Source organism: Streptacidiphilus neutrinimicus (genome assembly GCF_000787815.1).
GTDB classification, from domain to species: domain Bacteria; phylum Actinomycetota; class Actinomycetes; order Streptomycetales; family Streptomycetaceae; genus Streptacidiphilus; species Streptacidiphilus neutrinimicus.
This window is the reverse complement of the sequence record NZ_BBPO01000026.1, coordinates 86,417-98,655: the sequence shown is the minus strand read 5'-3', so window position 1 is coordinate 98,655 and position 12,239 is coordinate 86,417. Positions and strand designations below refer to the sequence as shown.

Annotated in this window: 12 protein-coding genes; 4 read left to right on the top strand and 8 right to left on the bottom strand. The window is 73.1% G+C overall.

Annotated features, from left to right (window positions below):
* Together TR48_RS45605 and TR48_RS18500 are read left to right on the top strand one after the other, a co-directional pair.
* On the top strand, positions 1-422 hold a 422-nt coding region (locus TR48_RS45605; protein ID WP_236652208.1), incomplete at its 5' end, for a hypothetical protein.
* A gap of 266 nt (positions 423-688) precedes the next feature.
* Positions 689-1,123, top strand: a complete 435-nt coding sequence (locus TR48_RS18500; RefSeq protein ID WP_042368575.1) for a nuclear transport factor 2 family protein — start codon at positions 689-691, stop codon at positions 1,121-1,123.
* Between the two features lie 35 nt (positions 1,124-1,158).
* Here TR48_RS18500 and TR48_RS18495 read toward each other — a convergent pair whose 3' ends face one another.
* Together TR48_RS18495 and TR48_RS18490 are read right to left on the bottom strand one after the other, a co-directional pair.
* Complete coding sequence (locus TR48_RS18495) at positions 1,159-1,446, bottom strand: hypothetical protein (protein ID WP_042368573.1); 288 nt, start codon at positions 1,444-1,446, stop codon at positions 1,159-1,161.
* 111 nt (positions 1,447-1,557) lie between these two features.
* Positions 1,558-2,478 (bottom strand): hypothetical protein, encoded by a 921-nt coding sequence (locus tag TR48_RS18490; RefSeq protein WP_042368571.1) that lies wholly within the window; start codon positions 2,476-2,478, stop codon positions 1,558-1,560.
* Positions 2,479-2,801: 323 nt separating this feature from the next.
* On the opposite strand from TR48_RS18490, the gene TR48_RS18485 reads away from it, so the two are divergent.
* On the top strand, positions 2,802-4,247 hold the full coding sequence (locus TR48_RS18485) for a cellulase family glycosylhydrolase (protein ID WP_042368624.1): 1,446 nt from the start codon (positions 2,802-2,804) through the stop codon (positions 4,245-4,247).
* A 12-nt stretch (positions 4,248-4,259) separates the two neighbouring features.
* On the opposite strand, the gene TR48_RS18480 is transcribed toward TR48_RS18485, so the two are convergent.
* The 6 genes from TR48_RS18480 to TR48_RS18455 are packed head-to-tail and all read right to left on the bottom strand — an operon-like array spanning position 4,260 to position 11,304.
* On the bottom strand, positions 4,260-5,054 hold the full coding sequence (locus TR48_RS18480) for an ABC transporter ATP-binding protein (RefSeq protein ID WP_042368569.1): 795 nt from the start codon (positions 5,052-5,054) through the stop codon (positions 4,260-4,262).
* Positions 5,051-6,046, bottom strand: coding sequence for an ABC transporter ATP-binding protein (locus tag TR48_RS18475; RefSeq protein ID WP_042368568.1), 996 nt, complete (start codon positions 6,044-6,046; stop codon positions 5,051-5,053). Before TR48_RS18475 ends, TR48_RS18480 begins: the two co-directional genes overlap by 4 nt.
* Complete coding sequence (locus TR48_RS18470) at positions 6,043-6,966, bottom strand: ABC transporter permease (RefSeq protein ID WP_063771009.1); 924 nt, start codon at positions 6,964-6,966, stop codon at positions 6,043-6,045. Before TR48_RS18470 ends, TR48_RS18475 begins: the two co-directional genes overlap by 4 nt.
* A complete protein-coding gene (locus TR48_RS18465; RefSeq protein ID WP_042368565.1) occupies positions 6,963-7,910 on the bottom strand; it encodes an ABC transporter permease in 948 nt (315 codons plus the stop codon). Before TR48_RS18465 ends, TR48_RS18470 begins: the two co-directional genes overlap by 4 nt.
* Positions 7,910-9,562, bottom strand: a complete 1,653-nt coding sequence (locus tag TR48_RS18460) for an ABC transporter substrate-binding protein (RefSeq protein WP_161789857.1) — start codon at positions 9,560-9,562, stop codon at positions 7,910-7,912. The genes TR48_RS18465 and TR48_RS18460 overlap by 1 nt, the downstream gene beginning before the upstream one ends.
* A gap of 44 nt (positions 9,563-9,606) precedes the next feature.
* On the bottom strand, positions 9,607-11,304 hold the full coding sequence (locus tag TR48_RS18455; RefSeq protein ID WP_042368561.1) for an amidohydrolase: 1,698 nt from the start codon (positions 11,302-11,304) through the stop codon (positions 9,607-9,609).
* A gap of 255 nt (positions 11,305-11,559) precedes the next feature.
* On the opposite strand from TR48_RS18455, the gene TR48_RS18450 reads away from it, so the two are divergent.
* Complete coding sequence (locus TR48_RS18450; RefSeq protein ID WP_052442767.1) at positions 11,560-12,234, top strand: TetR/AcrR family transcriptional regulator; 675 nt, start codon at positions 11,560-11,562, stop codon at positions 12,232-12,234.
* Positions 12,235-12,239 lie beyond the last annotated feature (5 nt).

Below are 12,239 nucleotides of genomic sequence, written 5' to 3'. Positions count from 1 at the left end.
CGACCTCAGGTCACCGGGCCCAGCGGGCCTCAGGTCACTGGGCCGTCCAGCGGTCGCGGCCGTCGGAGCCCGCCTTGCAGGTCAGCTTCGCGCCGCCGCTCCCGGTCGCCGTCGCACCGGACGGGGAGCAGAACTGCCCCGCGGCCGCACTCGCGGAGGGGTTGGCCGCAGGGGTCCAGCGGTCCTTGCCCGCCGCGTCCTTCTTGCAGGTCATCGCCGTACCGGCGCTGGTCGCACCGGAGGCGCCGTCCGGTGCGCAGTACGCGCCCTGGGTCACGTTCTTCTGGACCGCCCCGGCCGAGGCCTTCGCCGACACGCTCGCCAAGGCGCTCGCGGCCGCACTGGACGCCATCGACGCCGCGTTCGACGCGACGCTCGCCGCCGCACTCGCCGCCGCGCTCCTGACCGCGGACGCGCCCTGACTGGCGACACCCGAGACGGCGTTCTTGGTGCTGCTGGAGCAGGCCGAGGCCGAGGCCAGCGTGGCGGCCGTCAGCACGCACAGCACGATCGTGGTCGGGCGTCGGGAAGTCAGCATGCCGCTGTGCCTCTCCTTCGGGGGCCCGCGATGGACACGGGCGGTCCCTTCGACCGTAGGAGCGAGCTTCGTGCGCCGCCCGCCGACCTAGCCCGTTCGAGGCGGGCACACGCCTTCTCTTCTCCCGCCCGCGCGCCCACACTGGCACGCATGCTGACGCTGCAGGAGATGTCGGACCGTCTGGAGATCCAGGAACTCTTCGCGCGGTACGCGCACGCCGTGGACAGCCGCGACTGGGCGGCGCTCAAGGACGTCTTCACCGAGGACGCCGTCGTCGACTACTCCGCGATGGGCGGCCCGCGCGGGACGGTCCCGGAGGTCTGCGCGTTCCTGGAGGAGGTGCTGCCGCTGTTCCCTGCCACGCAGCACCTGGTGGCCAACACGATCATCGAGCTGGACGGCGACCGCGCGACAGCGCGGACCATGTGCCACAACCCGATGCCGCTGCCGGACGACGGCGGGCTGCTGCAGTGCGGACTCTGGTACGTGGACCGGCTGGTGCGCACCGAGGCGGGCTGGCGACTGGCGGAGCGGGGCGAGGAGAAGGCGTACCAGGTCGTGCTGAAGCAGGCCACGGCCGAGTAGCACAGCCGTGGCCTGCCCGGAGAGGCGAGCCGGGTCTACCGGCCCTTGCTGCCGAACAGCGAGCGCTTGAGCCGGCGCAGCGGCGCGAGGAGCACCGTGCGCGAGAAGCGGTTCGGACGGGCGGACGAGGACATCGAGGGGGCACCGACGCCACGCGGCGTCAGCTCCCTTATCAGCCCGACCGCCTCGGCGACCTCGACCTGGGTCAGCGCAGGCGCGCCCAGCACCGAGAGGTGCCGGTCGAGCCTGCGGCTCGCCGCACCCGTGCCGCACTGGACGGCCGGAATGCGCGGCCGACTGCGCACGTGTTGCATCTGTTCCATGTCCCACCCCTTGCAAGGCACCAGGGCCGTGGTGCGAAGCCTATCCGCCCCGTGAGGTCGGTGTGCAAGTATCTCCGGTTGCGAAGCCTACCCCGGACCACTGACACCTACTCAGGCGGGGTTGCCCGCACCGGTGGACGGGGTCGCGGAGGGGGCGCGCGGGGTCGGCGGCAGTGCCTCCGGGAGCACCGCGGCGAGGCCGAGACCGGCCAGGCCCATGCCCAGGAACAGCATCAGCACAGCCACCATGCACCACGCGCCGACCGAGGACCAGCGGACCTGGTCCGCGCAGCGGACCAGCCCGATCAGGCCGAGCAGGCCGGTGACGACCATCGCGACCATGCCGTGGTTGACCCGGCGCAGCTCGCCTTCACGGACCGTGCCGAGCATCGCGGCCCCGAACGTCAGCCCGAACGCCGCGAGCACCCGCACGTCGAGCGGGCTGACCGCCCAAGGCCAGTGCCGGGCGGCCCAGCCGGGCGAGACGAAGAGCAGGACGCCCACGACGGTGAGGAACAGGCCGGAGCAGAAGGTCGGCAGCGCGATCCACCAGGGCATCGCCCCGGGGCGCTCCGGCTCCCCACCCCGGGCGCCCGGGCCGCGCCCCCTCCCGAAGAACTGCGCCCCCAGCGCGACCGCGCCGACCAGCGGCGCGACGAGGTGCACGCCCAGCCAGCCGAACGCGGCCGACACTGCGAACAGCTCGCCGCCGCGCAGGTGCAACGTGCCGTGGTCGAGCAGGATGGCGGCCAGCATGAGCAGCATGAACAACGAGGAGCTGAGCACGGAGACCCGGGCGTGGGTCCACTCCTTGGCCCGGGCCCCGCAGAGCCACAGCATCGCGCAGCTGCCGGCGTACCCGGCGCCGATGAGGGTGGCGCTGACCGGCGACATGGTCCAGGCGAAGAGCGCTGCGGTGTGCGAGGAGGCGAGCGTGAGCAGCAGGGCGGCGTAGACCGCGCCGAGCGCCATCGGCACGACCATGGCGTAGCGCACCACCGGACTGAGCGGTCGGCCGGTCACCTGCTCCATCGGTTCCCCCGTCGCGTGTCCGTCCACACGGCCTTGTAAGACGTGGCGTCAGCATAGGTGCGCCGCTGCCCGCTGTCAGCCCTCCTGCCACGCCAGGATCGGCCCCCCGCGCGCAGCGCGGCGGGCTTCGGCGCACGGCTCGTCGGAGAGTCCGGGCTGAAGCCAGGAAGTGCGCGAGCGAGGCGGGCGCCGCCCAGGCGAGGGAGCGGTGGGCATGAGGGCCGGCCAAAAATGAACATGAGTAATGCTCGCATTCGTCTTGCGGACGCGGGCTCCGCGGAGCATGATCGGCGGCCATCCGACCTCTTCCTTTGGAGGTGCTCTTGCGCCCCCGCTCCCGTTTCACGGCGGCGACCATCGCCCTCTCCGCCGCCCTGTCCGCAGCGCTCTGCGCCGCCCCCGCGACGGCTTCGGCCGCGCCGTCCGGCCGGGCCGCCGCCTCCACGTCCACGGCCCTCACCGACGGCCACGGCCGCGTGCTCGGCCTGCGCGGCTTCAACGTCGACAAGTACGACGAGACGACCCCCGCCGACATCCGCGCCATCGCCGCCTGGGGCTTCGACCTGATCCGCCTCGACATCACCTGGGCCCGCCTGGAGCCACAGCGCGGCCGGTACGACGAGGCCGAGTTCTGCAAGCTGCGACAGCTGATGGACGCCGCCGACCGCTCCGGGCTGCGCGTCGTCGTCGACTTCCACCAGGACGTCTTCGGCCCCGAGTACGGCGGCGGCCAGGACGGGGCGCCCCAGTGGGCCACCCGCGACGACGGTCTCCCCTTCGTCGCCGACCCGAACGACTGGTTCGCCGGATACTTCCAGCCCGCCGTGCAGCGCGCCTTCCAGCACCTGTACGACGACCCGGACCTGCGCCGGGCCCAGGCCGACTTCTACGCCCATGTCGCCCGCGAACTGCGCGGTCACCGCTCGCTGCTGGGCTACGACCTGTTCAACGAGCCCTCCGGCCCGATCGCGGGGGACCCGACGGACCCGGCCGAGCAGGTCGCCGCGTCCGCCGCGCTGGAACGGGGACGGCTGGCCGCGATGTACCGCCGTCTGATCGGCGCGGTGCGCGGCGTGGACGCGTCCTCGTGGATCTTCGTCGAGCCGACGGTCCTGGTCGGCGAGGGGGTGCCGACGCAGCTCCCCGGCTTCGCCGACCCGCGCCACGGCGCGCCCCGGATCGGCTACGCGCCGCACTTCTACGACACCAGCGTGGAGGACGGCCAGGACTGGGACCCGTCGGACGGCTTCGTCCAGAACTACGTCGCGGCTGTCACGGCCTACCCGCAGGCGCACAGGATGCCCGTCCTGGTCGGCGAGTGGGGCCCGCCGGACGCCGACCGGCCGGGCAACACCGAGCTGGTCGCCCAGCAGGTCGCGGCCATGCGGAAGTTCGCCGCGGGCTGGACCATGTGGTACTGGGGGAAGGGGACGGGCGGCTACACGCCCCTCGGCCCGGACGGGACGCCCCACCCGGGCGACGCGCCCGTGTTCACCCCCTACGCGCGGGAGTTGGCGGGCTCCGCGCTCGCCGAGTCCTACGACCCGGCGACGCGGACCTACACGCTGCGCTACCGCGCCTCCGGCCGCCTGCCGACCCGCGTCGTGCTGCCGCCGAGCGTCTACACCGCCGGCGCGTCCGTGGCCGTGACGGGCGCCCCGCACGCCAGGATCGACCTGCGGCAGCCGCACGCCGGCTGGTACGGGACGGCGCAGGTCGGCGTGCCCGCCGGGGCGACGGTGACGGTCACCGTGACACCGGCGGCCTGAACAAGGGACAGGCTATCCGCCCACGGTCCAGCCGGGGACGGGGACGGCCTCGCGCAGCGCGCGGGTGTAGTCCTCGGCCGGATCGTCCAGCACCCGGTCGCACTCCCCCTGCTCGACGACCCGGCCGCGCCGCAGCACCAGCACCGTGTCGCAGAGCTGGCGGACCACGGCGAGGTCGTGGGAGATGAGCAGGTACGCGATCCCCGTCTCGGCCCGGATGTCGGCCAGCAGGTTGAGCACCTGGGCCTGGATGGAGACGTCCAGGGCGGAGACGGCCTCGTCGAGGATCAGCACCTTCGGCGCGGCCGCCAGGGCGCGTGCGATGGCGACGCGCTGGCGCTGGCCGCCGGAGAGGTCGCGCGGCCGGGCCCGGGACTGGCGCTCGGTCAGGCCGACCTGGTCGACCAGCTCCTGGGCGAGGGCGAGGGGGCGTCGGTGGTGGCGCAGGACCTCCTCGACGGCCGCACGGGCGGACTGGCTGGGGTCCAGCGAGGTGTAGGGGTCCTGGAAGACGATCTGCAACTCCCGAGCCCGGCGCCCCCGTTCCTTCGCGCCCCGGGCCGGGCGGCTGCGGTCGCGTCCCGTCACGGCGATCGTGCCGCCACTCGGCCGCTCCAGGCCGACCAGCATCCGCGCGATGGTGGTCTTGCCCGACCCCGACTCCCCCACGATCCCCAGCGACCCGCCCGCCGGGACGTCGAAGTCGAGGTCCACGACCGCGTGGTGGGCCTTGAAGTGCTTGTTCAGGCCCCTGGCCTCGACGGCGTTGCCGCCCTCGAGGACGCCGCAGCCCACGACCGCGTTCATGCCTTCGTCTCCATCCGTGCGGCGTGGATCTCCTGGACGCGCGCGCAGCGCACCACCCCGCCGTCGAAGTCCGCCAACGGCGGCGGCGCGCTCTCGCATCCGGCCGTCGCGAACGAGCAGCGCGGCGCGAACGCGCAGCCGGGCCCCGACTCGAACGCGGAGACGGGACGGCCGGGGATCGCCGTCAGCCGCTCGGCGCGCGCGTCGACGGACGGACGGGAGCCGAGCAGCCCGAGCGTGTACGGGTGCGCGGCCCGCTCGTGCAGGGTGTCCGCCGAGCGGAGTTCGACGATCCGGCCCGCGTACATCACCGCGACGCGTCCGCAGACGGCCAGGGCGAGGTCGAGGTCGTGGGTGATGAAGACCATCCCCATCCCGCGCTCCCGCCGCATCCGGTCCAGGATCGCGACGACCTCGCGCTGGATCGTCACGTCCAGCGCGGTGGTGGGCTCGTCCGCCAGGATCAGGCGCGGTTCCGCGAGCAGCACCGACGCGATCATCACGCGCTGCAGCATGCCGCCGGAGACCTCGTGCGGGTACTGGCCGAGCCGGCGCTGCGGGTCGTCGATGCCGACCTCGGCCAGCACCGCCGCGGCCCGCGCCAGCGCCTCGCGCCTGCCGACACCCCGGCTGCGCACCAGCGCCTCGACGAGGAACGCGCCGATGCGTCGGGTCGGGTTGATGTGGGCGCGCGGGTCCTGGAAGACCAGGCCCACCCCGCGGTCGCGGTAGCGGCGCAGCTCACCGGCGTTCATGCCGAGCACGTCCGCGCCCTCGAAGCGGATCGCGCCGGTCGCGGAGGCGGCGCGCGGCAGCAGGCGGGTGACCGCGCGCATGGTCATCGACTTGCCCGAGCCGGACTCGCCGACCAGGCCGAGCGCCTCGCCGGGGGCCAGGGTGAGGTCGACGCCCTCCAGCAGGGTCCGGGCGCCGCCGTCATCGGTGGCGACGTCCACGGTCAGACCGGACAGTTCGAGCAGGGGTGCGGTCATGCGGCGGCTCCCACGGTGGTGCGGTCGTTCCCGGCGGCGTCGACGGGGGCGGAGGCGGCCCGCGCGGGGCGGCCGCGGCGCAGGTAGCCGGGCGGCTTCTCGCCGCTGATGCGCGCGCCGAGCACGGTCAGCGCGAGGACCGTGAGCACGATCAGCACGCCGGGCGCCGTCACCTGGAACCAGTAGCCCTTGAGCAGCGCGTCGCTGTCGCTGACCATGACGCCCCAGTCGGACGTCGGGGCCTGGACGGCCAGGCCCAGGTAGGAGAGCGAGGCGAGGTCCAGCAGCGCGTAGCCGAAGGCGATCGCCGCCTGTCCGACGACCACCGGCACGATGTTGCGCAGGATGTGACGGACCGTGATCCGCAGCACTCCGAAGCCCTGCACGGCGAGCGCGTCCACGTACGGGCTCACCCGCTGCTGGCGTGCCGCCGCCCGTACGATCCGGGCCAGGAACGGGATGTAGGCGATCGAGAGGGCGACGACGGCCGGGGTGAGTCCGGGGCCGAACAGCGCGACGGTCAGCACCGCGAGCAGCAGCCCGGGCAGCGCGTAGACCAGGTCGAAGACCCGGGCGATCACGCCGTCCACCCAGCCGCCGTACCAACTGGCCAGCAGCGCCAGCGGGATGCCGAGCAGCAGCGAGACGCCGACGACGAGCGCCGGGCCGAGCAGCGAGGTGCGCGCGCCGAAGATCAGCCGGGAGAGCAGGTCGCGGCCGATCCCGTCCGCGCCGAGCAGGTGCGCGCCGGACGGTCCGGCGTAGGCGTCCAGCAGGCTGGACTGGTTGGGGTCGGCGGGCGCGACCAGCGGGGCGAGGACCGCGGCCAGCACGACGACGGTCAGGAACGCCAGCGACAGCGTCCCGGAGCGGCCCAGCGCCTTGTTCAGGCGCGTCCACGTGAACTTCATGCGGTTCATGAGGTGCTCCCGGCCTCGCGCAGCCGCGGATCGACCACGGCCTGGATCAGGTCGCCGGCGGCGTTGCAGACGACGAACGCGGCCACCAGCAGCAGGGCCACGGCCTGGACGACGGGGAAGTCCTTCTGCGCGACCGACTGGATGGTCAGCTGCCCGATCCCGGGCACCGCGAAGGCGGACTCGACGACGAGGGTCGACGCGAAGGTCCCCGCGGTCAGCAGGCCGATCGCGGTGATGATCGGCGGCAGGGCGTTGCGCAGCACGTGGCTGCGCAGCACCACGGCCCTCGGCAGACCCCGGACCAGCGCGGTCTGCACGTGCTCGCGTTCCAGCTGGTCGCGGACCGCGTTGCGGGTGACCCTGGCCAGGAAGCCGCAGGACAGGATCGCCAGCGCCACGGCCGGCAGCACCAGCCCGTCGACCCTGCCGCCGAAGCCCTGGCCGAGGCCGGAGGCCGGGAACCAGCCCAGCCTGACGGCGAAAACGGAGATCAGCAGCGCGGATGCGACGAACGAGGGGACGGTGACCGACACGGAGGTCAGCGCGTTGACCACGCCGTCGACACGGCCGGGCAGCAGCGCCGCGGTCAGGCCCATGGCCAGCCCGAACAGGACCACCAGGATCATCGTCATGACCACCAGCAGCAGGGTGTTCCCGAGGCCGGAGCCGACCCTGTCGGCGACGGGCTGACCGGTCACCATCGAGGTGCCGAGGTCGCCGTGCAGGACGCCGGTGAGCCAGTCCCAGTAGCGGACCGGCAGCGGCTGGTCGAGGTGGAGCCGGCGCCGGACGGCCGCGCGGGCGGCGGCCGAGGGCGAGCGGGAGCCGAAGAGGACGTTCTCGGGGCTGCCCGGGGCCAGGTAGAGGCTGCCGTAGATCACGACGCTGGAGAGGAACAGCGTGGTCAGCAGGCCGCCCAGTCGGTGCAGGAGCAGACGGGCCATCAGGGCGCCCCCACGGCGGTGACCCAGGCGTTGTCCATGTAGGAGAAGGTCAGCGGCGCACCGGTGACCGCGCTGCTCTGGAAGAGCAGGGCCCGCGGCTCGATGATCGGGATCCAGGGCAGGTCCTTGTCCAGGATCGCCTGGGCCTTGATCACCGCCTGGGCGCGCGCCTGCGGGTCGTCCGTGGCCTGCGCGGCGTCCAGGTCGGCCTGGACCTGCGGGTTGGCGTAGCCGTTGAAGTTCTGCACGCCGCCCTTGGTCGCGTAGCTCTGGTACATGGTGGCGGCTTCGGGGAACTCCATGTAGTTGATCGTCAGGAAGCCGTCGTAGGCGCCACGGGCCTTGGGGTCGGTGAAGAGGTCGCCGTACTGCTGGTCCGGCAAGCCGACGATCTTCACCTTGAGACCGATCTGCTGGCCGGTCTGCTGGATGACGGCGGCCAGTTGGGACTGCGCCGGGTTGCCGGCCGGGTAGGCGATGCTGACCTGCTTGCCGGTCGCTCCGGCCGCCTGGACGAGCTTGGTGGCCCCGGCGATGTCCACGCCCTGGGCGGCGAGCTGGTCGTAGGCGGCCTTGTAGGTGGTGGCGGCCGGGCTGCTCTGCCAGAAGCCGGGGCCGGCCACGGCGTAGAGCGGGTCGGCGGCGCCGCCGGCCAGGGTCTTGGCGATGCCGATCCGGTCCAGCGCCATGCTCAGCGCCTGCCGGGTGCGGGCGTCGCCGAGGCCGCCGGAGAAGCTGGAGACGATGAGGTCGATGTTCTGCGTGGTCGAGCCCGCGCCGCCGATGTAGAGCTTGCCCGCGGCGCTCCTGCTCAACTGCGGGATGACGGAGGCCTGGAGGTTGAACGCGCCCTGGAGCGCGCCGGAGGAGAGGGCGTTGGCGAGCGCGGAGGGGTCGGCGAGGAACTTGAAGGTGACCGTGTCCGCCTTGCCCGCGTGGCTCGGGTCCCAGTAGGTCGGGTTCTTCTTCAGCACCATCTGGTTGGTGCCGTCGAACGAGGCGATGGTGTAGGGCCCGGTGCACATGACGCCCACGCCCGCGTTGCCGAAGTTCTGCCCGGCCTTGACCGCGAAGGCCTTCTCCACGATCGCCGCGCCGAGGATCCCGAGTTGGCGGTCGAAGATGTAGTCGGGCTTGGTGAGGGTGAAGGTCACCTCGGACGGCCCGGTGGCCTTGACGCTGCCGAGGTCGTTGTAGGAGTCGGCGTAGTTGCTGGCGACGTTCGGGTCCAGGTTGCGCATCACGCTGTAGACCACGTCGTCCGTGGTGACGGGCTTGCCGTCGGCGAACTTGGCGCGCGGGTCGAGCGCGACCACGACGTGCTCGGCGTCCGGCTGCTTCCAGGACCTGGCGATGCCCGGCTGGAGGCTGTAGTCCGGGGCGACGCGGATCAGCGGCTCGCAGACGTTGCCGAGGATGGTCTCCTCGGGGTAGTCAGCGGTCTTCACCGGGTCCTCGGAGTAGGGCGCACGGTAGTCGCCGGACCAGGTCAGGTTCGTCAGCGGCTTGGCGCCGGGAGCGGTGGTGACCTGGGCGGTGGAGAAGTTGCTCTTGGCGTCCGGGGTGTTCGCCGCGCCGCCGGAGCCGCAGGCGGCGGCCAGCAGCGCCACGGACGTACCGGCGAGGGCCGCGCGGAACGTTCTGTTTCTCACTTCGGAACTCCCTTTCACTGCTCGGCTCTTCACTGCTCGGCTCTTCACTGCTCGGCGGCGGCGTGCACCGGCTCGCCCTGGACGTAGGTGCGCAGCACGCGGGTCTCGGCGATGGCCTGCGAGGGCCCGTCGAAGGGGTTGCGGTCCAGGACGACGAGGTCGGCGTACTTGCCGGTCTGGATCGAGCCGGTGACGTCGTCCAGGTGGTTGATCCGCGCGGTCCCGGCCGTGTAGGCGGCGAGCGCGGAGCCGAGGTCGAGGCGCTCCTCGGGGCCCAGGACCCGGTTCGGGTCCTCCTCGCCGGTGCGGTTGACGGCGACGTGGACGCCGGCCATGACGTCGGGCGTCGAGACGGACCAGTCGCTGCCGGCGGCGAGCATCGCCCCGGCGCGCAGCAGCGAGCCGAAGGGGTACTGCCAGCCGGCGCGGCGCTCGCCGAGGAACGGGATCGTCAGCTGGTCCATCTGCGGCTCGTGGCAGGCCCACAGCGGCTGCATGTTCGCCGTCGCGCCCAGCGCCCGGAAGCGCGGGATGTCGTCGGGGTGGACGACCTGGAGGTGGGCGAGGTGGTGCCGGTTGCCGCGGTCGCCGTTGCGGCTCAGCGCCTCCTCGACGGCGTCGAGGGCGTTGCGGACGGCGCGGTCGCCCAGCGCGTGGAAGTGCACCTGGAAGCCGGCGGCGTCGAGTTCGGAGACGTAGCCGCCGAGCTTCTCCGGGTCCACGAAGTCGAGGCCCGCCTTGCCGGTGGAGCAGCCGCAGCCGTCGAGGTAGGGCTCGAGCATCGCGGCGGTGTGGTTCTCGGCGACGCCGTCGAGCATGATCTTGACGGTCCCGGCGCGGAACCGCGAGCCGCCGCGTTCGGCCTCGGCGCGGCGCTCCTCGAAGAAGGGCAGCTGCTCCAGCCCGCCCTCGCGGTCCCACCACTGGGCGCCGCGGACCCGCGCGGTCAGCGTGCCCGCGGCGTCGGCGCGCAGGTAGGCCCCGTAGACGTCGCCGGGGCCGAAGTGGGGGCCGACGCCCGCGTCCTGCCAGCCGGTGATGCCGTAGGAGTGCAGGTAGGCCTGGCCGGCCAGCAGGCCCTGGTAGAAGTCCTCGTCGGTGGCGGCGGGCATGTGCCGGGTGACCAGGTCGGCGGCGCCCTCCTGGAGCATGCCGTTGGGCGTGCCGTCCGGGTCGCGCTCGATCCTGCCGTCGGCCGGGTCAGGGGTGTCCTTGGTGATCCCGGCCAGTTCGAGCGCGCGGCTGTTGGCCCACAGGGCGTGCCCGTCGGCGACGGGCAGCGCGACGGGGCGGTCGCCGACGGCGGCGACCGCGTCGAGCAGCGAGCGGTGCGGCATCCCTCCGGGAAAGGCCTGGAAGGACCACCCGCCGCCGGTGATCCACTCGGCCTCCGGGTGGGCGGCCGCGTAGTCGGCGACGGCCCGGAGGTACTCGTCGGCGGTGCTCAGGTCGTGCAGGTTGCAGCGGGCCAGGGTGGTGCCGGCGAGGACCGGGTGCACGTGGGCGTCCTGGAAGCCGGGCAGCAGCAGCCGTCCGGCGAGGTCGACGACCTCGGTGCCCGGGCCGATCAGCGGCCGGACGTCGTGGTCCTGGCCGACGGCGAGGATCCGGCCGTCGCGGACGGCGACGGCTCCCGCCCAGGAGCGGGCCGGGTCGACGGTGTAGACGGGTCCGCCGAGAAAGACCAGGTCGGCGGTGAGGCGTTCAGGGTGCACGGGCGCTCCAGGACGTGTCCGGGACATGGGGGAGGCATGAGGCAGGCATGGGAAAGGCACGGGACCGGGGACGTCGCCGCCGATGTGCAGAGAAGAAAACCCCCTGACAACGTGCCTGTCAATGCCATTGACAGCGCCTCGCCGTTACGATCGGATGAATCACGCCCCCGTCGGCGGGGCGCGTCCGACGCTGATCGATGAGGAGGGGCCCGCGTGGAGGCCCGAGTGGCAGGGCAGTCGACGTCGCGGCAGGCGACGGCAGAGCAGGCGAACAGGCGCCGGGTGACCCTCACGCGCGAGTCGATCCTGGAGGCGGCCCTGCGGCTCTGCTCGCCCGAGGGCGGCGGCCAGCTCACCTTCAGCCGGCTCGGCAAGGAGCTGGGCGCGGACCCGACCGCCGTCTACCGGCACTTCCGCGACAAGGACGAGCTCGTGCTGGCCCTGACCGACCTGGTGATCCAGGAGGGCATCGAGCTGGCCCGGCAGACCCTCCCCGACGGCCCGTCGGACGACTGGCGCGCCTTCCTTGCCGTCACCGCCCGCAGCGTGCGCACCTCCCACCTCGCCCGGCCCGCCCTCGCGGTCCTGGCCGCCGCGCGGACCACCGCGAGCCCCGCCGAGACGCACAGCGTCGAGCAGCTGATCTCGGTGCTGCACCGGGCCGGCCTGCCGGTCGTCGAGGCCGCCGAGTGCTACCGCGCCCTGCTCGACATGACCTTGGCCATGACCCAGTACACCGCCGCCTTCTCCATCCTGGACCGGCAGGCGCAGGAGCAGGACGAGGCCGCCTGGGCCGTCAAGTACGGCATGCTCCCCGAGGACGAGTTCCCGCTGCTGCACCGCAGCGCGCCGCGCCTGACCGAGCTGTTCCGCGACGACGACACCGTCTTCGCGCTGGTGCTGGACACCTTCCTGGACGGCGTCGCGGTCCGCATCGAGCGGGCACGGAAGGCGTGAACGGG